The sequence below is a fragment of the Thalassobium sp. R2A62 genome (genome assembly GCF_000161835.1).
Taxonomy (GTDB): domain Bacteria; phylum Pseudomonadota; class Alphaproteobacteria; order Rhodobacterales; family Rhodobacteraceae; genus Thalassobium.
The window spans coordinates 2969495-2993353 of record NZ_GG697169.2 but is presented as its reverse complement, the minus strand read 5'-3'; the positions used below and the strand labels follow the sequence as shown (position 1 = coordinate 2993353).

Annotated in this window: 23 protein-coding genes and 1 pseudogene; 20 read left to right on the top strand and 4 right to left on the bottom strand. The window is 55.7% G+C overall.

Annotated features, from left to right (window positions below):
• The first annotated feature begins 23 nt into the window (after positions 1-23).
• On the top strand, positions 24-1046 hold the full coding sequence (gene trpS, locus TR2A62_RS14980; protein ID WP_009158786.1) for a tryptophan--tRNA ligase: 1023 nt from the start codon (positions 24-26) through the stop codon (positions 1044-1046).
• A 60-nt stretch (positions 1047-1106) separates the two neighbouring features.
• On the opposite strand, the gene TR2A62_RS14975 is transcribed toward trpS, so the two are convergent.
• Entirely contained in the window at positions 1107-1745 is a 639-nt protein-coding gene (locus TR2A62_RS14975) for an MBL fold metallo-hydrolase (protein ID WP_009159870.1), read from the bottom strand.
• A gap of 184 nt (positions 1746-1929) precedes the next feature.
• On the opposite strand from TR2A62_RS14975, the gene TR2A62_RS14970 reads away from it, so the two are divergent.
• Genes TR2A62_RS14970 through TR2A62_RS14945 form a run of 6 tightly spaced genes read left to right on the top strand, consistent with a single transcriptional unit; the run spans position 1930 to position 9586 of the window.
• Positions 1930-3249 (top strand): site-specific integrase, encoded by a 1320-nt coding sequence (locus TR2A62_RS14970; protein WP_009158377.1) that lies wholly within the window; start codon positions 1930-1932, stop codon positions 3247-3249.
• On the top strand, positions 3246-4742 hold the full coding sequence (locus TR2A62_RS14965) for a site-specific integrase (RefSeq protein WP_009159429.1): 1497 nt from the start codon (positions 3246-3248) through the stop codon (positions 4740-4742). Before TR2A62_RS14970 ends, TR2A62_RS14965 begins: the two co-directional genes overlap by 4 nt.
• Positions 4739-6817, top strand: coding sequence for a DNA-binding protein (locus tag TR2A62_RS14960; protein ID WP_009160312.1), 2079 nt, complete (start codon positions 4739-4741; stop codon positions 6815-6817). The genes TR2A62_RS14965 and TR2A62_RS14960 overlap by 4 nt, the downstream gene beginning before the upstream one ends.
• Positions 6817-7221 carry a hypothetical protein gene (locus tag TR2A62_RS14955; RefSeq protein ID WP_009157409.1) on the top strand — a complete coding sequence of 135 codons (405 nt, stop codon included), beginning with the start codon at positions 6817-6819 and terminating at the stop codon, positions 7219-7221. Before TR2A62_RS14960 ends, TR2A62_RS14955 begins: the two co-directional genes overlap by 1 nt.
• Positions 7222-7232: 11 nt before the next feature.
• The gene (locus tag TR2A62_RS14950; protein ID WP_009159886.1) at positions 7233-7670 is read left to right on the top strand and encodes a hypothetical protein; all 438 of its coding nucleotides are present in this window, start codon (positions 7233-7235) and stop codon (positions 7668-7670) included.
• The gene (locus TR2A62_RS14945) at positions 7667-9586 is read left to right on the top strand and encodes an AAA family ATPase (RefSeq protein ID WP_009160913.1); all 1920 of its coding nucleotides are present in this window, start codon (positions 7667-7669) and stop codon (positions 9584-9586) included. The genes TR2A62_RS14950 and TR2A62_RS14945 overlap by 4 nt, the downstream gene beginning before the upstream one ends.
• A gap of 366 nt (positions 9587-9952) precedes the next feature.
• On the opposite strand, the gene TR2A62_RS19220 is transcribed toward TR2A62_RS14945, so the two are convergent.
• Complete coding sequence (locus TR2A62_RS19220; RefSeq protein WP_009157737.1) at positions 9953-10132, bottom strand: hypothetical protein; 180 nt, start codon at positions 10130-10132, stop codon at positions 9953-9955.
• A gap of 152 nt (positions 10133-10284) precedes the next feature.
• On the opposite strand from TR2A62_RS19220, the gene TR2A62_RS14935 reads away from it, so the two are divergent.
• The 13 genes from TR2A62_RS14935 (at position 10285) to TR2A62_RS14875 (ending at position 21545) form a co-directional block, all read left to right on the top strand.
• Positions 10285-11148, top strand: coding sequence for a branched-chain amino acid aminotransferase (locus TR2A62_RS14935; RefSeq protein ID WP_009159411.1), 864 nt, complete (start codon positions 10285-10287; stop codon positions 11146-11148).
• Positions 11066-12208 (top strand): hypothetical protein, encoded by a 1143-nt coding sequence (locus TR2A62_RS14930; RefSeq protein WP_190275713.1) that lies wholly within the window; start codon positions 11066-11068, stop codon positions 12206-12208. Before TR2A62_RS14935 ends, TR2A62_RS14930 begins: the two co-directional genes overlap by 83 nt.
• A 79-nt stretch (positions 12209-12287) precedes the next feature.
• Complete coding sequence (locus TR2A62_RS14925) at positions 12288-12743, top strand: universal stress protein (RefSeq protein ID WP_009157811.1); 456 nt, start codon at positions 12288-12290, stop codon at positions 12741-12743.
• 73 nt (positions 12744-12816) lie between these two features.
• Positions 12817-13380 (top strand): NifU family protein, encoded by a 564-nt coding sequence (locus tag TR2A62_RS14920; RefSeq protein ID WP_009160565.1) that lies wholly within the window; start codon positions 12817-12819, stop codon positions 13378-13380.
• The gene (tsaB, locus tag TR2A62_RS14915; RefSeq protein WP_040820824.1) at positions 13370-14032 is read left to right on the top strand and encodes a tRNA (adenosine(37)-N6)-threonylcarbamoyltransferase complex dimerization subunit type 1 TsaB; all 663 of its coding nucleotides are present in this window, start codon (positions 13370-13372) and stop codon (positions 14030-14032) included. Before TR2A62_RS14920 ends, tsaB begins: the two co-directional genes overlap by 11 nt.
• Complete coding sequence (locus TR2A62_RS14910; RefSeq protein WP_009159825.1) at positions 14029-14445, top strand: GNAT family N-acetyltransferase; 417 nt, start codon at positions 14029-14031, stop codon at positions 14443-14445. The genes tsaB and TR2A62_RS14910 overlap by 4 nt, the downstream gene beginning before the upstream one ends.
• 190 nt (positions 14446-14635) lie before the next feature.
• On the top strand, positions 14636-15634 hold the full coding sequence (locus tag TR2A62_RS14905; protein ID WP_009158747.1) for a BMP family protein: 999 nt from the start codon (positions 14636-14638) through the stop codon (positions 15632-15634).
• A 76-nt stretch (positions 15635-15710) separates the two neighbouring features.
• On the top strand, positions 15711-16058 hold the full coding sequence (locus TR2A62_RS14900) for a hypothetical protein (RefSeq protein ID WP_009157953.1): 348 nt from the start codon (positions 15711-15713) through the stop codon (positions 16056-16058).
• Between the two features lie 33 nt (positions 16059-16091).
• On the top strand, positions 16092-17630 hold the full coding sequence (locus TR2A62_RS14895) for an ABC transporter ATP-binding protein (RefSeq protein ID WP_009157417.1): 1539 nt from the start codon (positions 16092-16094) through the stop codon (positions 17628-17630).
• Positions 17630-18736, top strand: coding sequence for an ABC transporter permease (locus TR2A62_RS14890; protein WP_009157968.1), 1107 nt, complete (start codon positions 17630-17632; stop codon positions 18734-18736). The genes TR2A62_RS14895 and TR2A62_RS14890 overlap by 1 nt, the downstream gene beginning before the upstream one ends.
• A 3-nt stretch (positions 18737-18739) precedes the next feature.
• Complete coding sequence (locus TR2A62_RS14885; RefSeq protein ID WP_009159107.1) at positions 18740-19708, top strand: ABC transporter permease; 969 nt, start codon at positions 18740-18742, stop codon at positions 19706-19708.
• 176 nt (positions 19709-19884) lie between these two features.
• Complete coding sequence (locus TR2A62_RS14880) at positions 19885-20799, top strand: sulfite exporter TauE/SafE family protein (protein WP_009159679.1); 915 nt, start codon at positions 19885-19887, stop codon at positions 20797-20799.
• Complete coding sequence (locus TR2A62_RS14875; RefSeq protein ID WP_009158103.1) at positions 20796-21545, top strand: TIGR02186 family protein; 750 nt, start codon at positions 20796-20798, stop codon at positions 21543-21545. Before TR2A62_RS14880 ends, TR2A62_RS14875 begins: the two co-directional genes overlap by 4 nt.
• Here the strand turns inward: TR2A62_RS14875 and TR2A62_RS14870 are convergent.
• Together TR2A62_RS14870 and TR2A62_RS14865 are read right to left on the bottom strand one after the other, a co-directional pair.
• Complete coding sequence (locus tag TR2A62_RS14870; protein ID WP_009160598.1) at positions 21542-23089, bottom strand: ATP-dependent RecD-like DNA helicase; 1548 nt, start codon at positions 23087-23089, stop codon at positions 21542-21544. The genes TR2A62_RS14875 and TR2A62_RS14870 overlap by 4 nt on opposite strands.
• A gap of 39 nt (positions 23090-23128) precedes the next feature.
• A pseudogene (locus TR2A62_RS14865) lies at positions 23129-23760 on the bottom strand (acyl-homoserine-lactone synthase).
• Positions 23761-23859: the final 99 nt, after the last annotated feature.

Here is a 23859-nt window from a genome sequence, read left to right as displayed (position 1 = left end):
GTATTTCCAGCCCGAGTTGTTCCATGACTGATACCACTTTTACGCCCCGCGTCTTTTCCGGCATCCAGCCGTCCGGCGGCCTGACCCTTGGCAACTATCTGGGCGCGATGAAGCGTTTCGTAGATATGCAAAACGTTGGCGGCTTTGAGACCGTCTATTGCATGGTCGATCTACACGCGATCACGGTCTGGCAGGATCCTGCCGCATTGCGTCAGAACACACGCGAATTGGCCGCAGGCTTTATCGCGTCGGGCATCGATCCCGAAAAATCCATTTTGTTCAACCAGTCCCAAGTGCCCGAACACGCGCAGTTGGGTTGGATTTTCAACTGTGTCGCTCGCATGGGCTGGATGCAGCGGATGACCCAATGGAAAGACAAAGCTGGCAAGAATTCGCAGAACGCGTCGCTGGGGCTGTTTGGCTATCCTGCGCTGATGGCGGCCGACATTCTGATCTATCACGCGACGCATGTACCTGTGGGCGAAGATCAGAAACAGCATTTGGAACTGACGCGGGATATCGCCGCCAAGTTCAACAACGACTTTGGTGTGGATTTCTTCCCGATCACCGAACCGGTCATCGAAGGGGCCGCGACGCGCGTGATGTCGCTGCGTAACGGATCCAAGAAGATGTCCAAGTCCGACCCGTCTGATGCGAGCCGCATCAACATGACCGACAACGCTGATACGATTGCCAAGAAGATCCGCAAAGCAAAGACTGATCCCGAACCTTTGCCAGAGAGCGCCGAAGGGCTGGCCGAGCGGCCAGAGGCGCGCAATCTGGTTAACATCTACGCGGCACTCGCCGACCAGTCAGTCGATGCCGTTCTGGCCGAAGTTGGCGGCAAACAGTTTGGCGAGTTCAAGCCGATGCTGGCAGATCTGGCGGTGGCCAAGCTGGCACCGATTTCCACCGAGATGGCCCGTCTTATGCAGGATCAGGCCGAGATCGACCGCATCCTTGCACGTGGGGCTGAACGGGGTCGCGAGATCGCGTCGCCTATCCTGAAAAAGACCTATGAAATTGTTGGAATGGTCGGCAGCTAACGCCAACCCGCATCAATCATGAGAGCACGCCCCGACACATCGCGGCGTGCTCTTTTCGTTCTAGACGTACCACTTGGCCATTTTGATCTGGGTGTCGCCTGTCAGCGCGTCGGCAAAGGCAAACACATCCGAGTTCTTGTAGTGGTAAGGATAGACCACCTTGGGGGCGAAGGCCGCGACCGCGTCGGCAGCGGCGTCTTCGTCCATTGTGAACGGCAGGTTCATTGGAACAAACGCCACATCAATATCGGTCAATGCGCGCATCTCGTCAGTGCCTTCGGTGTCGCCCGCGATATAGATGCGCAACCCGTCAGCGATCAGAACGTATCCGTTGTCGCGCCCCTTGGGATGATATTTCGTCCGGTCTTCGGTGGTATTATAGGCTGGGATCGCCTCGATCGGCATACCAAGAAGTTGGCCCGTTTCACCGTTGGCGAGCGCTGTGGCCTGTGCCTGCATGTCGGCGGGCAGTTTGTCATACACAGTCGGGTTCGTGATCAGAACCGTTTCGTCGCCCATCAATGCGGTCAGCGTATCAAGATTAAAATGATCACCGTGGTGGTGTGTGACCAAAATCGCGTCGGCGGCGGGCAAGTCGGCATATTTCGCCGGATCGCCGACCGGATCGTTATAGACCGTGCCCATAGGCGTGGTCATCGCAAAAGATGCGTGGCTGACAGGGAAAACTGATTCCGCCACCTAGAACACTGACCCGTATGGTTGCCGCGCCGCCGGACTGAATAATAGCACTGTCTTTGAATGATAATTTCGCAAAAGTGGGCCCTGGCCAACATTTTTTACACGAAGCGTAATTACTCATCAGAGCCTCCGGCTTCTTTATGCATGGATTGCGTTCTTTTTGAACCCATCGAAGGATATTGTTTTGCCCATTAAAGTGATCATACGCCAACATGGAAATCTCAAGGGCGAACGGGCTGTAATCCCGATCAATGATGATGGTTCCTATGATTGGTATGGTTGGATGTGGAGCGCATCCAACCGACATCTGACCCCGTCGTCGATTGAAAAGATGCTTCAATCCATCATGCCGCTCAAGCTATGGGCGCAGTTTGTGGGCATTGATGTAGAGAAAGAGATGGTCCATGGAGAGTGCCTGTCATCTCCTCAGATCGAAGATTTTAAATCGTTCATTCCCCTATATGTGAACGACCTTCGCAGCCTCCTGATAGCTCCCCCAATCAAATTGAATGACTGGCTCTTGGCGCGTGAGACAGTATCGGACAGCGAACTGCGCTCAAGGCGCTTACACACCGACACTTACCTGAGATTTTTGGGCGAACATGGGAACGCTGTGCTGCGCAACTATGGGCGTGACAAAACTGTAAATATGCAGGTTCGAGAGAAGCGCTTAGCACCCCCGCAAAAGGTGTCAAAAAAGAAATCGATTTATGCTCCGGGTTCAATCTCCCAGCAGTTGATGAGTGGTGCCTCCAAGGGCATCGCATCTCGCATATCGCCCACAAGGATCAATAATGCTCAGAAATTTGTACAGGCCTTTTTCACATGCGACGTGAGAGGTCTCTGGCCAGACAAGCGAGATAAAGCCAAGAAGAGCCCCATCGCTCTGAGGAATGAGGTTTTCTTGCGTCTTGTGATGGAGACGAGCGGGCGTATCAGTGAGGTGAGAGAGCTTAAATGGTGCGATTTCCAACCGCGCGGCCTGATCAAAATCAGGCGCCGTCACAACGATCCAGACAACGCGCGGGCCAGGAAAGGAAATACCAAAACGAATGACCGCGAGATCGTGTTGCATGAGCATACGTTTGCGTTGCTTGAAAAATGGGAGGAAATGAACCAAGAGATCCCTCATGCGCGCACCAATGACTTTATTTTTTTAAGCCTCTCAAACAACACCGAGAAGCATAAAAACAAACCGATCAGTAAGACGTCTGCGGTTAGAATTCTCGAACACGCATGCGGTAAACTTGGCACTGGCAAGGTAAACTTCCACGCATTCCGCCACCTGCAAAATCAGGAGCTTTCTGCACTGGCACAGGCGCAAGGGTGGACCAACGAAGAGTACCGCAAGGTGGCCACGTATATCAATGGCTGGTCGCCTTACTCCGAGATGACACAACACTACAGCAAAGGGAGTGCTTTCGAACTATCGCGTCAAGCGATGAAAGACGGCTGGAGCACCAGGGAAGCACTGACCGGCCCGAACGGAGGACCTAAGGTATGAATATCCGCACCAATCTTCCCACACGGGAGCAACTGACGGTTCGCTACCATAACGGCAAAGCATACAATTTGAATGACCTGAAATGGGGTCCATTCGTGTCTGGGGGTAACAACCACAACATCAGCTTCGAGCGTCTTGCAAAGGTCTGCACGCCCGAGCTTTTGAACGCCATAAAAGCAACCGCAAGTGCGCGGCTTGAAAGCGTCACGGCCGCTGCTGTGAAATCCGATATGCTCGCCGTATCGGCATTCGCTGAGCTTGTTATCAAAGGCCGTGCGCCGGGTTCGAAACTCGCAACGATTACAGCCGATGATATTCGGGAATTTACTCTCAAAAGTGAGAGCAAAAATTACTTAGTCCCAGCAAAATTCTTTGTTCTCGAAATGCTCTCGCATGAATATCTGGCGCCGGACGCAGAGCTGCAAAATGAAGTCACCCGAACGACCCCTAAGAAGACCTCATGTATCCATATCTTAACGCTCGATCCGAACGAAGGCCCGTATCTCGACAGTGAAATTCTTGCCATAGATCAGGCCTTGCAAGAGGCCTATGACAAAGGCAAAATTAGCGACCACGACTACCTCCTTGCGATGACAGTGCGGCTCTACGGACAGCGTCCCATCTCAAACGCTGCGCTGAAACTTGGTGATGTCCAAACACCCGCGCTGACGGGTGAAAATCGAACCCAAATACGCTTCCCTATTCGCAAGAAAATAAGTCCCAAGTTTGATCGCGGGCCACTACGGCCCACCCCGATGTTCTATGCCCATGTGTTGGAAAAGCATGCGCTCAAGCGCAAGGAAGAGGACAGCGAAATCCCCTGGCAAGAGCGCGCACTGTTCACGCCTCCAAGGGGCAAAAATAGTCTCGATGATCCAGAGCTAGAGGGCCACTTCCCGAGTGAAAGTTTTTCGGCCCACTACAGGCGGATGATGCTTAGGCTAAAGGTAATCTCGCCCCGTACGGGCAAGCCTATGAGGATCACTGCAAATCGGGATCGCCACACAGTCGGAACGCTGCTTGCTATCCAGGGGTGCACCGCTGAGGTCATCGCGGCTTGGTTGGAGCATGATAGCCTTCAAAGCTGTGAGGCGTATGTGGAGGTGGCAACGCGCCATCATCAGCAGATGAGTAGCTTGCTTGATGGCAAATTTATGCACGCCGCAGCGCGGTTCACAGGTGAAGTGATTACCGAGGAAGAACTGGATGATTTTGCCCTCAGCACGGTCGTGTCTGATTTTGAAAGCCGTCAGCCGAAATTGGGCGGTTGCGCGTCCGGCGGCTGTGGTGCGCTGGACGACTTATCCGCCCCATTCGCATGCTTTCTATGCCCCAAGTTCCGCCTATCGAAAAAGGCGCATCTGACCCCTCTTCTCGAAGGTCTGGTGGCAAAAAGAAGGGAAGCAAAATCCGTTGGGGACACCGAATTTGCCAGCACCATCGACCGCCATATTGCGGCCATCCATGCCGCGCAAAAAGAATTGGAGAAATGATTGTGTCCAATGTAGCCAAGTTGATAACACAACAGAACAAGGCCGTTTCCGACTTTATTCAAGCTGGGCGCAATGTCACCATTCTCAAGAAAGCTGGCATCAAATTCGATGACATGAAGTGGGATCTAACCGCGCTCACGAAGGCGAACAATAACGCTAGCAGTCAGACCATTTCCTTTAAGACTGTGAGGGATGGCCTGGGTAAGAAAGCGAAGCCGTTTCCCGAGCCGCTCAATGGGGTCGCGAAGGCTTACATGGCGCAGTTTCTTAAGGTGACTTTAGGCCGTAGGCTGAGCAGAGGTGCTTTCGGGATTCGCCTTAAGGCCTTCCAGCGGTTGGAGCAGCAGTTGTTTGAGGCTGGCAAGTCAGGTGACATTGCCGCGCTAACCACAGAGCAGGCGGTGGCTGCATTTAAATCGTCCGAAAGCACCCAAATGCAAAACAGTTTGGGTGTAGGTGTGCGCGAGATCTGTTCTACCCTAAACAGGGCCGGGGTTTGCCCAAATGTGTCAAATGATATTGTGGTGGCTCAGTATGTTACGAGCGATAAGAACCGCATAAAGTCTCCGGAACAGAAGAAGAAGCACGCCAAGAAAACGCTCACGAATGATGAGGCCTTTGCGATCGCTGATGCCTTCCATATAGCGGGCGAAATAGGCACCGATAGAGACATCACCGATAGAGACATCCTGACAACGTCGATATTGGCGCTCATGTTTTGCGCGCCTTGTCGGATCGAGGAGACCACAATCTTGCCGTTTGATCTGGAGGTTGAGGACGGGGAAGAAAACAGCCCAGCGGACGATATACTGCCGTTCGACCAGAACGTAAACTACCGGGGTTGGTTTAGCCGGTATGGGGTGCGCTGGTGGCCCGTCAAGGGCGGTCCCCCTCAGGTAAAGTTCGTCGTTGAAGAAATGGTTCCGGTGGCCAAGGAAGCCATCAAACGTTTGCGGAAACTAAGCGAAAAAGGTCGTGCACTCGCTAAAAAAATTAGCGATCCAGATCAAATTCCTCTTCCTCCTGACTTGGAACATCTGCGCCAGACAGGTGAAGTCAAATCTTCTGAGGTTTCTAAAATCTTCGGCCTGTTTAGGTTGGAGGGTATAGTAAAGAGGCATTTGGTAAGCGTGCGCTACGGTGTCTACACGTTCGCAAGCGTTGAAGCGTATTGGCGCAGTCAGCTTCCTAAGGGATGGCCGATGGTGTCTGAATTGTCAGGCGTAGAATACAAAGACTGCCTGACAACGCATCTGCTTCACGCGTACGACGATGGAAAAGGCACCAGCCCATGTCTGCCTACATGCATCACCTCGCAGACCATTCAGATGGACCTCAATGGCAGGTTCATAAACCACCGTGACGGATCAAAAACTTGGCAACCAAACGTTTTTGAGCGCCTTGGTGTGACGCTTCCGAATGGTGACTATCCAAACATCAACACGCACCAAATCCGCCATTGGCTGAACACGGTTGCACAACGAGCCAACGTTCCTCAGGTCCATATTGCGCGCTGGTCAGGTCGCAAACATATCGCGCAAAATCAGGACTATGATCACACGGATCTGGAAGACGTGGTTCAGGAGATTATGGACAGGAACAAGCCCGAAGTTGAACCAGCGGACAAGCTCCCAATTATCGTCGACGATAGTCCCGATAATCTGGATTATCGGGCGGCAATTCTACGCAAATCGATCCACTCAACACCCTTTGGGTTCTGCACCCAAGCTCTTCGAATTGATCCATGTGACCGGGCTGGGGCATGTACCACCTGCACGAAGCTTGTCTGCATAGCTGGCAACAAAAAGCACATGGATGCTGTGGCGGAAGATGTGCAGCGTCGCCAACGCGCCGTACAGAATATGCAGGAACATGAGCAGGCCGGTGGCCGCGTAAATCCCAGAACAAAGGCAACGATGGAACAGCAACTGGAGCATGTCAGTCAACTTGAACAATACCTCTCTGACGAGGAGCTCAAGGGGCAGCAGATCAAAAACGCTGAGGCGCTTCAGCATGTCTCCTTCAGCCATTCTGAGAGGCGCATCAGTGAAATGAAAAAACTGGAGAAGCAGTGATGAGCAAACACCTCACCAAGCAGAACATACAGGACATCATTGCTCTGATCGGCAGAATGAAAGGGAAAATCACATGGGGGAAGATTACGAACTCGGTCAATGATAAGCTCAATCTTCCCCACGCCATGCTCAGCTTGAAAAATAGGCCTGAAATTGCGGAGGCTTACGCTGCGCGAAGATCGGTTCTGGATGACCTGGAAAAGCAAAAAAAGAAGGTTGCGAAAGCGCCTGCTCCCCAGCTCCCAGAAAACCCCCCTGAGCATATCGAAAAACTCGATGAACGTATCTTTGCATTGGAAGACAGGCTCCACACAGTCCTCTACAATGCAAAGGTGAATGGCGTCGATATCGTCCGCATGGAGCGCCCCCCGACACCGGTCGATTTTAGTCCGTCCAAAGGTTAGGGAGCACTCAAATGTCCCATTCAAAGAAAGCCGAAGCGCTCCGCGTTCTGGGCAGTCTGATCGAAGCGGCAGAGGTGACTGGAAAGCCTCTGCCGAACGACGGCACATCCCTGCAACTCGGACAGATACTCACGCTCTCTGGCCTATCCAGACAGCAACTCTCCCGCTACCCCGAGGTGAAGGAAATGCTGTCGGAATATGCTACGACGCAGGGCCTCTCCTACAGCCGTCAGGGGCGCGTTGCGGCTGAGGAGACTGCCCCGTCGGACAACACACAAATGGTCCCACTCGCACGGCTCCAGGAAGTAAGCCTGCGGCTGTCTGCGACGGAGCGCAAGAACGCCGAGTTGAAGGCTGAGAATGCCAGCCTTAGGGCGCAGTTGTTCCGCGCCGATGAGACCGCTGAATTGATCGCCTTAGGCGGTCGTATTGCACCTGGAAAAGCATGAACGCACACACCCCTCCCGACAACGGCGGTCTCCCCCAAAGCCCGTCGATGTTCCAGCATTACCTTGCCCGTGAACGCGCCTTCAAAAACATTGGCCCAAAGCGTGCTGCCGCTCTGACTGAGGCCTTTGGCGACGATCTTTCCAAAGCCATTCTTGATCAGGATGAGGGTGTCGCGGATATCATTGGCGAGGAGGCTGCGCTGAATGCGGCCGCAGTGCTGGAAACCCGCCTGCCAGAGACGACCTTCCTTGCATGGCTCGACAGCCTTGCCGCAGACATTCCCGCCGCCAAGGCAATCCGGCTGGCGCGGGCTTGGGGACCGCAGGGCATCGATGCCATCCGCGAGAACCCCTATCTCCTTATCGCCATCACCGACTGGAAGACCGTGGATCGTATTGGGGCAGCTCTCAACATCGGCCCCAAGGACGAGCGACGCCAGGTGGCCGCTGTAGAGGCTACTCTGTCAGGGAGTGCCTGCCTTGGGGCTGGGTCCACTCTATTGGCCTCTCAGGACGCTCTGAGGGTCGCTGAGAGGCTTTTGGGGTACAAGTGTGGTGCTGAGGTTGCTGAGGCCGCTGTGAAGGCTGGTGGGGCCATAGGGCTTGCTGGAGAGCTTCAACCACCCGGCGCTGCCCATATGGAGGCGTACTGCGCTCTCAAGCTGGCTCAGCTTGCGCCACAGACGCCATGTTCTGGCATCACCGATCCCGACACGCTCGATGCGCTTCTGGAGGAATACGAGGCTCCCCAGCCATTCCCGCTCACCGATGCGCAGCGAGAGGCTGTCCGCATGTCTCATCGGCACCGCCTGCTGGTGTTGGCGGGCTATGCTGGCTCAGGAAAAACAACCGTCCTCAAAGAGGTCTGCCAGACGCAGGAGACGTTGCGAAAAACACCCCTCATTATCACGCTTTCCGGGCGTGCTGCTCAACGGGCAAATGAGGCGACGGGCCGTAGGGCGATTACCGTCGCACGCTTCCTGATTGAACAGGAAAAAAGTGACACGCTTCTCGATGAGAACACGGTGCTGATTGCCGACGAAGCATCCATGCTTGGCCTTGTTGAGGTCTGGCGCATACTGCGCCGTCTGGGTGATGCATCGCTCATTCTGTGCGGAGATCCAGCGCAGCTTCCGCCTGTTTCTCCGGGCGTTGTCTTCCATGCGCTTGTTCGTCATCCCGACATTCGGAAGGTCGTTCTGGACCGTGTCCATCGGCAGGATGAACGCACCGGTATTCCTGCTTTGGCGGAGGGCGTACGTGATGGCATCATAGGCACCTTACCGCCCTTTACCGGCGCAAAGCCGGGCGTCACCTTCGATGCCTGTGAGCGGGACAATCTCTGCCATGAAATCGTGCGCCTGCAAACGGCACTGCACGCAGATGGCAACCACCCCGATCACGTTCAGATCATCGCCCCGACGAACAAAGAAATCGATATCATCAACACCCACTTCCACGGCCTTGCCATGCAGGGTGGCCCGACGCTTTGGCCAGGTACAAACATCGCGGTAGGAGAGCCGATCATCTGGACCGTGAACAACGCTGAACGGGGACTGACAAACGGCGCATTGGGAAGGGTTCTATCGATTGAGGATGAACGTATCTGCGCGCTGCTCGATGGGACGGAACACGAGCTGAAGGAAGAGGATGGGCAGTTCGTGCAACTGGCCTACGCCATCTCGGTTCACAAGGCGCAAGGAAGCCAGTGGCCCGCCGTCATCATCCCCACCTTCCCAAGCAAGATTGTGGATCGTTCATTGATCTACACGGCGCTGACGCGCGCCCAGGAACAAGTGCACTTCCTTGGGTCTCTCAACGCTATGCAACGAGCTATTGAGAGGCCCGCGGCGGCAGACGTTCGAAAGACAGGCTTCGGCAGGTATTTGGATTTAGTGAAGGAGATGAAGAATTGATTTTGAGCCCTGGAAGAACCCCATTCGATTATCCCCTCAGCGCAAAGTGCTGGTCGAAAAGTACCTGCAAGAACACTATCCCGCAGAACTCAAGAGTTGGTGGGAAAACCTCGATATGAACTCCATCTAAAAAAAGGGGGTGTTACGAACACACGATGGCAAGGCCGCTTCCTGCCGATGCGCGGAGACATCAAATATCGGAGCGCATAGGCAGGATGCGGTATGGGTTTGCAACACCGAAAATGGGGTTTGAGAGCGTTTTTAACGACCCCTAAAAAAGTATGCTTTCCGTCTGCTCTGATGAGGAAAAAGATATGGGAAACCCGTATCCTTTTTGGGTGTATGGTTTGTCAGGCGCCCAAGTCCTTACAAAATAGGGGTCCAAACTGCGACACCACTGTTACACTCGCTGTCTACGTGACAGAAAACTGAAACCTCGCCAGTTGCGCTGGCAAAGGTATCTCCGCTGTGACCAGCAGCCCGCGCAGCGTAGGGCAAGATCATCAAGGCCGCAGAGGATTGAAGCAAATGGCGTCGTGTCAGCATGGTGTTTCCCTCTCAATGGTTGCGTCTTTTCATACGTATGAAAGAACCCATTCCGTGGTTGAGGCAAATCACAATGCCGCAACCTGTCTCGGATTGCTGCTTGCTGGAACACGGCATGCACAATAGCGTGTCTGCAGAACAGCGAGGATATCATGGCGGCAGGCACTAACATTCGCACCTATTTCGAAGGCACATGGCACGACGGAAACGTCCCCATCATGCGGGCCGCTGACCACGGGTCATGGCTAGGCTCGACCGTCTTTGACGGTGCGCGCTATTTTGATGGCATAGCCCCTGATTTGCTGCCTCATTGCACGCGTGTGAATGCGTCTGCCCGCGCCTTGATGATGGAGCCTACGATGACGCCCGAAGAGATGGTCAATCTCGCGTGGGAAGGGCTGGCCGCTTATTCATCCAAGACCGCTGTCTATATCCGCCCGATGTATTGGGCCGTTGATGGTGATCCGACTGCGATCGTTCCTGCAGCCGAGACTACAGCGTTTGCCATGTGTCTCGAAAAGATCCCTATGCCGTCGCATAAGCATGCAACCACTTTGACCCAGACACGTTTCCGCCGCCCCGTTCTCGAGGACAATGTCGTCAACGCCAAGGCGGGTTGTCTATATCCCAACAACGCACGAATGTTGGCCGAAGCGCGGTCAAAGGGCTTCGGCAACGCGCTGGTCGCCGATGTCGCGGGCAACGTGGCCGAAACCGCCACAGCCAACGTGTTCATGGTCAAAGATGGCGAAGTGTTTACGCCCATTGCCAACGGTACATTCCTGTCAGGGATCACCCGCGCACGGCACATCAAAAACCTACGCGCCGATGGCGTCACCGTGCATGAACAGGTTCTCAGTTTTGACCACTTTCGCGATGCTGACGAAGTATTCTTGTCCGGCAATATGGCCAAGGTAACTGCGGTCAGTGCCTTTGACGATCGTCAATATCAGGCAGGTCCTTTGGCCCGCCGTACGCGCGATCTCTATTGGGATTGGGCCCATTCCAGCGCGTAAACCGTGGCGGCGCCGACTGCGGTTGGGACTGCTGGTTCTGCCATTTTTCCTAACAACATTCGGTTTGATTTTGCTGCTTGCGACGTCACCTTTTGCGACCCCTTGGGTTGATCGCACGGCGTCCGAGCTGGACCGTGCTCTGACCAGTGCAATGGCGCGAGCTGTCACCCCAGACTGGGCGCGCCGCGAGATGGAACTGGCGTTGGCCACTGGTGACTTTGACCGTGTTCAAACCGTTGCGTTGGTTGCTGCAGAACATGGGCTGGCGCCTGATCCGGACCTCGCAGCGCGGATCGACACCCTAGAGGCCGAGATAACGGGTTTTTGGGCCTCGGCGCGGACCTGTGGCAGCTGTATTGCGGACATCGCACAATGCCCGTCGGTTGCGATGATTGCGACCTGTGGGCTTCCAGTCGAGCTCACCCCAGTCGGAGATCTAAATGCGTTGCGCCGCGCCGGATGGGCGGCGGCCACAGGGGGCGACGTCGACAAGATTGACGTGACCCTTGCCATTGTGGGGCTGGGTGCGACCGCGACTGTGGTCATAACCGCCGGAAGCAGCGCTAGTGTCAAAGCGGGTGCAACATCACTGCGTGTCGCGCGCAAGATGGGCACGCTGACACCGCGGTTTTCTGGCGAACTATCCCGAGTGGCGCGGGTTGATCTGAAGCCCAAGAAGATCCTACCATACATGCACGGCACTGCAACGTTAGACGAATTTCTGGACACTGCAAAATTGGCGCGCTTGCAGGACGTGACCGGTGATTTGACCCGCGTCGCACGCAATACCTCGCTCACGGACACATTGGTGTTGATGCGATATGTTGATGGGGCGGATGATGCTGCCCGTCTCGCGCGCCTCAGCGATATACGCGGCGCGCGTACCTCATCAACGTTGGCTGTTCTCGGGAAATCGCGGGTCTTTCGAACAATGGTCAAGTTGACTGATGTGGCATTGGCGACTGCCGCGCTGATTTACGCAGCGGTCCTGCAGGTTGTGCTGTTCGGCGCCAATGCTGTGGGATCGGCCTGTTTGCGCGGTGTTAGACGATTGATCTGACGCAAACGGCATAGGCGAATCCGATTGCCAGTCGTGGCGCTGTGCTGCACAATCAGCATCGGACAAAGGAGAGCCTAAGATGCGCAAGTTTTTGGTCGTTTTGGACGACAGCCGCGAATGCCTGAACGCGATGCGTTTCGCGGCCCTGCGTGCTGCCCATACGGGCGGTGGTGTCGAGGTTTTGGCCATCATTCCGCCAGACGAATTCAACCACTGGATCGGCGTGGCACAGATCGCACGCGAAGAAGCCCGCGAGCGTATCCACGCCCACTTTGAAGTCTTTGCGAAATGGATGCGGGACAAACAGAACATCGATCCAGAGCTGGTGATCCGCGAAGGCGAGCCCGTACCCGAGATCATGGCGCAAGTGCTAGAAGACACTGAAATTGGTGTGCTCGTGCTTGGCGCTGGCGACGACAAAAAGGGACCCGGTCCACTGGTGACCCAGCTGTCGCGAAACTCGGGCAGCTTGCCGATCCCGATCACGATCGTTCCCGGCGACATGACAAAAGAACGCCTTGAGGCAATCACCTAGTTTAGAATCATTCCAAAACCTTGACATTGAGCCCTGCAAGGCGCATTTAAGAGACCCATTCAGGAGCTGCACCATGTTCATTCAAACAGAATCAACGCCGAACCCCGCTACATTGAAATTCCTGCCCGGTCAGACCGTGCTGGACATGGGCACGGCCGATTTCCCATCTGCCGAAGCAGCCGAAAAATCGCCACTGGCGAAACGGATTTTTGCGGTCGAGGGCGTAACTGGCGTCTTTTTTGGCACCGATTTTGTGACCGTGACCAAAGGCGACGATATCGAATGGGATCACATCAAGCCCGCCATTTTGGGTGCAGTGATGGAACACTACCAATCAGGCGCGGCCGTAATCGATGGCGAAGCACCAACCAGTGGCGGCCATGCCGAGCACACAGGCGAGGATGCCGAGATTGTGGGCCAGATCAAAGAGCTGCTGGATACACGCGTCCGCCCAGCTGTGGCACAAGACGGTGGCGACATCACATTCCTCGGTTTCGACCGCGGTGTCGTTTATCTGCACATGCAAGGTGCCTGCGCGGGTTGCCCGTCATCCACTCTGACGTTGAAAATGGGTATCGAAAACCTGCTGCGCCACTACATTCCTGAGGTGCTCGAGGTTCGGCCCGTTGCCGCCTAAGCCGACCCTGTTGGCCTTTGACACGTCGGCGGCGCATTGCGCCGCCGCTTTGCTGTCGGGCGATCAAATTCTGACCAGCCGGATTGACGAGATGGCCAAGGGCCAAGCAGAACATCTGATGCCAATGCTAAACGAAGTGTTGGCCGAGCATGGCCTAGGCTGGGGCGATCTCGACGCTGTGGGCGTCGGCGTTGGACCAGGCAACTTTACCGGTATCCGCATTTCGGTTTCGGCCGCACGGGGCCTCGCATTGGCAATGAACAAACCAGCGATCGGGGTCTCTAACCTCGAGGCGCTGGCCTACGGTCAAACGGGAATGCGCGTCGCCTGTATGGATGCACGCCGTGACCGTGCCTATGTTCAGGCATTCTGCACTGGCCCCGAAACTGGGCCCACACAATGCGACCTGACGGCAGAGGGCCTGCCCACCTTACCGGCGCGGTCTGAACCAGTGGTCATTGGCGATGTCGCAAAGCAGATTGCCGCGCTGACACAGTGGCGTGTGGGCGTCCCTGCGATGCCGCTGATCAATGCGATGGCGCATATCGCGGCGTCACGTCTTCCCAGTACCACCACGTCACCTGCACCGCTCTATTTGCGCGCAGCTGATGCTGCCCCTGCCCGCGACACAGCCCCACGGATCGTTCCATGACACCCAAAGACCTCGCTGCATTGCACGCCCGCGCATACCAACATGGCCGCGCGTGGTCGGCCAAAGAGTTCGAGCTACTGCTGGCAGAAGAGCCGACATTCATCATCAACGGCCCCGTCGGGTTTATCATCGGGCGTGTGGTCGCTGATGAGGCTGAAATCCTAATGGTGACTGTCGAGCCCTGCCAACAAGGCGTCGGGCACGGACGTACGTTGCTGGCCACCTATGAATATGCCGCCGCTCAGGCTGGTGCCCAAGTTTCGTTCCTCGAAGTTGCCGAAGATAACGCCCCTGCCCTCGCGCTTTATGCGGCCCAAGGGTACCGCGAGGCAGGCCGACGTCCGAAATACTATAAACGTCCCGACGGACATGCGGACGCTTTGGTTCTCAAACGGCCCCTAAAACTGGCGTAAGTGGTCGAGTTGCCGCTGTAAACCTGACCAAATGGTCAAATATATCACTACGGCAACTAAAAATCCCTAAAAACTTGTTGAACTTCCGCGCCGTACGAGTCCTACTCTCACGATGATCCGAAACAATCGGACCGCTCAGAGAGACGCGCACAATGCCGTCTTTTGCTCATCAAAGACCTGGGAGAGATCTATGACCCTTATGAAAACATTCCTCGGCGCGACTGCGGCCATGGCGTTGACCGCCGGTGCTGCTGCTGCCGACCCTGCCATCATTTTCGACCTTGGCGGTAAATTCGACAAATCGTTCAACGAATCTGCGTTCAATGGCGCACAGCGTTGGGCCGAAGAAACTGGCGGTTCGTTCAACGAAGTTGAATTGCAGTCCGACGCACAGCGCGAGCAGGCTCTGCGCCGCTTTGCAGAAGCTGGTGCAAACCCAATCGTCATGGCTGGTTTCGCATTCGCATCATCGCTGTCCGAAGTGGCCGCTGACTATCCTGACACCAAGTTTGCCGTCATCGACGTCAACTGGGTCGACATGCCAAACGTACGCGGCATTGGCTTTAAAGAAGAGCAAGGTTCGTACCTCGTTGGTATGGCAGCTGGTCTCGCATCCGAGAGCGGCACAGTGTCGTTCGTCGGCGGCATGGACATCCCACTGATCCGTAAATTCGCATGTGGCTATGCACAGGGCGCCAAAGCGGCAAACCCAGATGCAAACATCATTGCAAACATGACAGGCACAACACCTGCTGCATGGAATGACCCGGTAAAAGGGTCCGAGCTGACCAAAGCGCAGATCAGCCAAGGTTCTGACGTTGTATTCGCAGCCGCTGGCGGTACAGGCGTTGGTGTTCTCCAGACTGCTGCTGACGAAGGCATCCTGTCGATCGGCGTAGACAGCAACCAGAACTACCTGCACCCAGGTCAGGTTCTAACATCCATGCTCAAGCGCGTAGACAATGCTGTTTACGAAGCATTCAGCCAAGGCACTGACCTCGAGACAGGCATCTACAACCTCGGCATCGCCGAAGGTGGCGTAGGCTATGCTCTGGACGAGTTCAACGCTGAGCTGATCACAGACGACATGAAGGCGATGATCGAAGACGCATCTGCCAAAATCACGTCTGGTGAGCTGATGGTTCACGACTACACATCTGACGAGACTTGCCCAGCGCTCGACTTCTAAGTCAGGCTGACCAAACTACGACAAACGAGGCCGCGCTGGACAACGGCGCGGCCTCACCATTTGGGGGGAGATGACGATGACGACATCCACAGAACAGTTTTTCGGCGCATGGGGTGAAGCTCACGCTGCCGCCCGCGTGGGCGCGGTTCGCGCCGCCATGACCGACGCCGCGACATACGCTGATCCCCGCACACCCGAGCCATTGACCGGCGCTGATGCCGTTACCGGCTATGTCGGTATGTTTGTCGAAATGGCGCCGGGCGCACAGGCCGTTGTCATCAAGTCCGATACGAACGGCGCATCCGAGCGCGCGACCATCGCATTCCGCATGGCCGATGGCAAAGAACAGCTAGGCCAGTATTTCATTGACCACGATGGCGACAAAATCGTCCGAATGGTCGGTTATGTTGGCACCGGCGCCTAGTCGCCCTTAATTCCTACTTTGGGATCTGTATTCATGAATGACCAAGCCCCCGCCATCGAACTCAAAGGCATCTCCAAAGCCTTTGGCCCCGTTCAAGCCAACAAGGACATCTCGATCCGCGTGATGCCCGGCACGATCCACGGCATTATCGGAGAGAATGGTGCAGGCAAGTCGACGCTGATGTCGATCCTGTATGGGTTCTACAAAGCAGACGCCGGCGAGATTTTCATCAAGGGTCAAAAGACTGCGATCCCTGACAGCCAAGCCGCGATTTCCGCAGGCATCGGCATGGTGTTCCAGCACTTTAAACTGGTTGAGAACTTCACCGTCCTAGAAAACATTATTCTAGGCGCTGAGGATGGCGCGATGTTGCGTCCGTCGTTGGCCAAGGCCCGCCGCGAACTCAAGGCGTTGGCGGAAGAATACGAATTGAACGTCGATCCTGACGCGATTGTCGAAGACATCGGCGTCGGCATGCAGCAGCGTGTTGAAATCCTCAAGGCGCTCTACCGCCAAGCCAACATTCTGATCCTGGACGAGCCAACAGGCGTGCTGACCCCAGCCGAAGCGGATCAGCTGTTTCGCATTCTCGGACGGCTCAAGGACGAAGGTAAGACCATCATCCTGATCACCCACAAACTGCGCGAGATCATGGACACGACGGACACGGTCAGCGTGATGCGCCGTGGCGAGATGACAGCGACGGTCAAAACCCAAGAGACCAGCCCCCAAGCGCTGGCCGAACTGATGGTCGGTCGCAAGGTTCTGCTGCGGGTAGAAAAAGCTGCACCAAAAGTCGGCGCCAAGGTTTTGGAAGTGCGCGATTTGAACGTGATCGACAGCAAAGGCGTCGAGCGGTTGCGCAACATCTCGTTGGATGTGCACGCGGGCGAAATCCTCGGGATTGCGGGGGTTGCCGGCAACGGCCAATCGGAACTGTTAGAGGTGCTGGGCGGCTATGGACGCGGCACAGGCTTGATCAAGGTCAACGGTCAGGACATCGGCCTGACCGGTGCAAAATCTGATGCCCAGAGCCGCCGCGCACGTGGCATCGCGCATGTTCCAGAGGACCGCCAGCGCGAAGGTTTGATCATGGACTACCAAGCGTGGGAAAACACTGCGTTCGGCTATCACCACGATCCGAAATATCAACGCAACCGCATGTTGATGAACAACACCGCAATCCGCGAAGACACCGAAGCCAAGATGGAGCGGTTCGACATACGTCCGCCCAACCCGCGCCTCGCGGCCAAGAACTTTTCCGGCGGCAACCAGCAGAAAATCGTGCTGGCCCGAGAAATCGAGCGGAACCCAGATCTGCTGTTGATCGGCCAACCAACACGCGGTGTCGACATCGGCGCGATCGAATTCATTCACCAACAAATTGTAGCCCTTCGCGATCAAGGTAAAGCGATCCTATTGGTGTCGGTCGAGTTGGAAGAAATCCTATCACTAAGCGACAGGATCGCAGTTATGTTTGACGGTCAAATCATGGGCGAACGGTTGCCCAACGAAACAGATGAAAAAGAACTAGGCCTGCTAATGGCCGGTATGAACGGGGAGGCCGCATAATGGATGTGATGCCAAAATGGGCAGACGTCGTTCTGATCCCGCTGGTCGGTTTAATCATGGCCTTTGTGCTGTCTGGCCTGATGGTCTGGGCCAGTGGCCAAGACCCGTGGGACGCGATCAATCTGATGATCTCGGGCTCGCTGGGGTCGACCTATGCGTGGGGCTATACGCTCTACTATGCGACCAACTTTATCTTTACGGGTCTGGCGGTCGCAATCGCCTTTCACGCCCGTATGTTTAACATCGGTGGCGAAGGTCAGGCAGCCTTGGGCGGCTTGGGTGTCGCGATCTGTTGTCTGTATATCCCGTGGCCCCATTGGTCGCTGGCACTGATCGGCGCAGTCATCACTGGTGGCCTCTTTGGTGCGATTTGGGCCGCTATCCCTGCCTATCTTCAGGCGAAACGGGGCAGCCACATCGTTATCACCACGATCATGTTTAACTTTATCGCAGCTGCATTGATGAATTACATGCTGGTTGGCCCGCTCAAGCCCCGCGGCGCAATGGAGCCCGCAACTGGCAAGTTCCCTGAGGCGACACATCTTCCAACGCTGCACGACTTCTTTGGCGTGTTTGGTATCGAATGGAGCAAAGCCCCCCCCGCCAACATCACGTTGCTGGTCGGTCTGGCCGCGTGTTTCCTGTTGTGGGTGCTGATCTGGCGCACGCGACTAGGTTATGAAATCCGCGCCTATGGTCATTCCGAAAGTGCTGCGAAATACGCGGGCATTAGCCCAACCAAAATCATCATGATTGCTATGATCATTTCGGGCGCTTTGGCCGGTATGATGGCGATCAACAACGTGATGGGTGAGGCCGAGCGTCTGGTGCTGAACAACGTTGAGGGCGCAGGATTTATCGGGATCGCAGTTGCCTTGATGGGGCGGTCGCATCCGTTGGGCGTTTTGATCGCCGCACTCCTATTTGGGTTTCTGTACCAAGGTGGATCGGAACTGGGCCTTTGGACCAAAATTCCCCGCGAAATGGTTGTCGTTATCCAAGCGTTGGTGATCCTGTTCACTGGCGCGCTCGACAATATGATCCGGATGCCGCTAGAGCGCATGTTCCTTGCGCTGCGCCGCAAACGTATCGTGGCAGAGGGTTAAGTCATGGATTTTAACACATTCCTCCAAATCCTCGACGCAACCGTCCGTCTCGCGACACCGTTGTTGCTGGCATGTCTCGCGGGTCTCTATTCGGAACGTGCAGGTATCTTTGACATCGGACTAGAGGGCAAAATGCTCGCCGCTGCGTTTATTTCGGCGGCAGCTGCGTTTGTAACAGGCTCGGTCTGGCTGGGCCTGCTCGCCGGTATCGGCGCATCGATGCTACTGTCGATCGTACACGGGATGGCGTCTATCACATTCCGCGGAAACCAATTGATCTCGGGTGTGGCAATCAACTTTCTCGCGGCGGGTTTAACGGTGGTTCTTGCCATCAACTGGTTCGGACAAGGCGGGCGTACGCCCCAGTTGTCTGGTGGCGGGCGGCTCACACCGATTGACCTGCCCTTTGCCCAAGCGGTCGCAGACGTACCAATCATCGGACAGATTTATGCCGAGCTGATCTCGGGCCATACGATTCTCGTCTATCTCGCGCTCGCCTTTGTGCCCTTCACATGGTGGCTGTTGAACCGGACACGGTTCGGCCTGCGTCTGCGCGCCGTTGGTGAAAACCCGGCAGCCGTCGACACAGCCGGTGTTTCGGTGATTGGGCTACGCTATGCGGCTGTTGCGATCTGCGGTGTGCTGTGTGGCATCGCCGGTGCGTATCTCGCCACAGCGCTTCAGGCGGGCTTTACCAAGGACATGTCGGCTGGTCGCGGGTTTATCGCGCTGGCGGCTCTGATCTTTGCGAAATGGCGCCCTTGGCATGCGCTGGGTGCGACGTTGCTGTTTGGCTTTTTGCAGGCGATTTCTCTGCGTCCAGACGTCATAGAGGCCGTGCTCGGGTTCAAGATCCAGATCCAGCTGTTGGACGCACTGCCCTATATCCTAACTGTCGTCATCCTTGCAGGCTTTGTCGGCAGGGCGGTGCCGCCACGTGCAGGTGGCGCGCCCTACGTCAAAGAACGATAATGAGACCGCCCAGAGCCTGTTAACCCGAACACTCTGGGCGTTTTCACATAAAAACGCGCAAGGCTGGTCTCAATTCTTCACGCTTCATGCTGCTTTGCAGCATTTTGTGACCCAGATAGCCAATTTTCATGAGTCCAGCCGTTGCCCAAGCGCATGGTCTGGGTCTATGACGTGTCATGCAAATCTACCTTCCCATCGCAGAAGTATCGGTGAATGCTTTCCTCTTGCTCGGACTGGGCGGGATTGTCGGCATTCTTTCAGGGATGTTCGGCGTGGGCGGTGGGTTTTTGATGACGCCCCTGTTGTTCTTTATTGGCATTCCACCAGCAGTGGCTGTCGCCACTGAAGCGAACCAAATCGTCGCCTCGTCGTTCTCTGGTGTGCTGGCACATTTCAGGCGTAAAACGGTCGATCTGAAAATGGGCACCGTTCTGATGCTCGGCGGATTGGTTGGTGCCGCACTCGGTGTTTTCATCTTTAACTATCTAAAATCGCTAGGTCAGGTCGATCTGCTGGTCAAGCTTTGCTACGTCGTGTTCCTCGGTGTTGTGGGCGGGCTGATGTTCATCGAAAGCTGGCGCGCGATCCGCCGTTCAAAAGCGAACATTGTTCCTACTCGCAAAAAGCACGGCTGGATCCACGTGCTTCCCTTTAAAACCAAGTTCCGCGTCTCGGGCCTCTATATCTCGGTACTACCGCCGCTCGCAGTGGGTGTCGTCGTTGGCATTCTAGCGGCGATCATGGGCGTCGGCGGTGGCTTTATCATGGTGCCGGCGATGATCTATTTGCTCGGGATGCCAACCAAGGTGGTTGTTGGTACTTCGCTGTTCCAGATTATTTTCGTGACCGCGTTCACGACCATGCTTCACGCAACAACAAACTATACCGTCGATATCGCCCTCGCTGTTTTGTTGTTGGTCGGTGGTGTCATTGGCGCCCAAATCGGCACGCGCATCGGCGTCAAAATGAAGGCCGAACAGCTGCGCATTTTGCTGGCTCTGATGGTTCTCGCGGTTTGTGGCAAACTGGCATTTGATCTACTGGTTCAGCCCTCAGAACTCTATTCGCTGGGCGCCGGAGGTCACGAATGATCCGCGCTTTGATAATGATGCTCTGCCTCGCAGCACCCGCTGCTGCAGAAGAGGTCGTGCTCGGCCTCAGCCGTGATAGCGTGGCAATCACCGCAACATTTGATGGCGACGATATTTTGGTGTTTGGCGCTGTCAAACGCGAGGATATGATCCCCTCTGACAGCAACCTCGAAGTCATCATCACGGTCTCTGGCCCCGACCAGCCCGTAACGGTTCGACGCAAAGACCAACGATTGGGTATTTGGGTCAATACCGAGGCTGTCGAAGTGGATGCGGCACCGTCGTTTTACGCAGTCGCGACAACCAGTCCAATGGCGAACGTTCTCTCAGATGTCGAAGACTTGCGGCATCACATCACAATCCCTCGAGCCATTCGGTCTGTTGGTGCGACCGTCGATGATACCGCTTCATTCACACAGGCACTGATCCGAATTCGTGCGGGCCAGCAGCTCTATCAAACACTCGAAGGCCAAGTATCTCTCGAAGAAGACACGCTGTTTAGCACTGCGATCGAATTGCCTGCGAACCTGACCGAGGGCGACTATAGTACCCGTATTTTTCTGACCCGAGACGGTGCTGTGATCGACGTCTATGAGACCAAGATAGACGTCGCCAAAGTCGGACTTGAGCGTTGGCTCTATAACCTCGCTCATGAAAATGCGTTTCTTTACGGTTTGATGTCGCTCTTTATCGCCATTGTTGCGGGCTGGGGCGCGTCAGCTATTTTCCAAGCGTTCCGACGTTAATCTCCGTCGCTCTGCGTTGACAGCTCGAGCGGCGCTGGCGCTGTTTTCAAATCATCGACTTGCAACGTGCCGCTTGGCTTGCCCAAACGGTTGCGCACGACCCATCGCAATTGGGTCTCGGCCCGTGTGATCGCCACATACGCAAGACGTTTCCACAATGGCTTGCCTGCCTCGACACGGCCCATCCGGCTCGCCGCGTAAATGTCAGGCGCGAACACCTGCACCGTGTCCCATTGCGAGCCCTGCGCCTTGTGAATTGTCACGGCAGCACCGTGTAAGAACGTGGCCCCCATACGTGCAGCGAATGGGATAAACGGTTCTTCATCATCCATTTGCTCGATCTTAACGATTGAGGCTGCACTGACCTGCGGGTCTTCGGCGCCCATCACATGCAACCGCGAGAAACCAGGTTTGCGCCCTGGCCCCAGGTACACAACATGCGCGCCCTTGATCAGCCCTCGCGCCTCTAGATCGAGGCGCTTTTTCCGGTGCTTCATTGGTAGCTCGATCCCGTCACAAATCAGCGGCTCGCCCTCTAACAGCTCGTCTTCGGGTGCTCCAAAGGCGCCGCGAAATGCGTGGATTAACCGGATACGTGTGGCATTGCGCCAAACCAGAACAGGGCTCCGCGACATCAAATCGCTTTCGACCCGTTCAGCCCATACAACCCGTTCGTCCACTCGTGCCGCGTCTTGGATCATCCGCTCAAAGTCATGGAATTGAAGAGCCGGATCAGCCAACGCATGCGCAAGATCAAGGATTGGATTATCGCCGTCTTGACGGTGGACACGGCTTAGAACACGTTTGCGCGGCTCGGCCAAACCGTCAAAAACCATGCCACCATCGGCGTCGCCCTTGGCTTTGACCGGCGGTAACTGCGCGGGGTCACCAAATAGCACAAGCGTTGGAAAGATCTCTTGCAGGTCGGCAAACTGTTTTTCATCCAACATCGAACTCTCGTCGACCAATCCAATGTCGAGAGGGTTTTCGCGCCGCTTCCATCCAGTGATAAAATCACTGCCGCGCAGACCTGCAGCAGCCAATGCTGCGGGCACTGATTTGTTGGCTTGGAAGGATGTCATCGCGCGGTCTAGGGCGACGTCCGTCAACCCCTCAATCTCGGGACGCTCGCCATTGCCGTTCAACCATTCGGCAACCTTTTCGTACTCGGGATCGTACATCGGCGTGTACAAAATTCGGTGGATCGTTGTGGCTGGAACGCCGCGATTTCGCAGAACACTGGCGGCCTTGTTTGTCGGTGCGAGGATCGCCAATGTTCGACGGTCTTTGCGGGCCTTGCCCTCGTAATCCCCCGAAACAATATCAACCCCTGCATCCTCTAATACTTTGTAAAGTTTGGCCAAAAGCATGGTCTTACCCGAACCAGCTTTGCCGATCACAGCCATCACTTGGGAGTTCGCGTTGTCACGCGGAGGGGTCAGAAGACTATCATCAAGATCGACGCCAGCACCGCGCATCAGCTCGGCCACGGCATCAAAGGCATCAGCCTGATCTTCGGAGAATGTCAACGCGGGCGTAGTCATATCGGGACACTATCCGCCCCACGTTGAGGGTGCCAGCGCTTATGCGGTCTGTGCCAGTTCACGGTCAAATCCAAAGGCGCGATTGTACCAGTGTTCAGACAATTCCGACGACACTCCTGCACGGTCGAGAACCTGCGCACGGTCAGCTTCCGAATACCTCCAGAGCCCAACACTTAGCTGTTCGCGGCCCTGACCGACTGACCCCAGAATTTCGGGTGACGACCCTATCGTACGGTAAATCCGAACCATCCGAGCATCAAAGACACCCAAGAAATGCGATAGCCCCATTTGCCGCATGAGCTCTCCGCCCGCCAACATAAGCAGACCAGCCACGCACGCCTGAGAGTTCGGCGCGAGACAGAACCGTGTGCATTCCCAAATGAACGGGCTCTTGAGACCGCTGACATCAGCAATGCCTGCAAAGTGCTCCTCGGTCATGGTTCGACCCGTTGTAGGCAAAACCGCATCGACCCGCCATGCAATCCGTCAGGGCGCTCCCAAATCACATAGAGCGGGCTAAGGTCGTCGTATTGATCGCGTTCGAGCCCGCCGTCATCGACCTGCACATCCCAACCTAGTCGGTCGTGAAATTGCGTTGCGCGATCGCGGAACGTGCTGTCTCGCAACCGAGGGTAAGCATTCAAGTCATCGGCATATAGATAACGTAGCATTCGTATTTCCCTTTCCTTATCGTCCTGAGGCCAAGGTAGAAACACAGTCGTTAAGGCAGACCGAGCGGGTCGCGCCGGCCAGTTAAATCCCGTTCATGT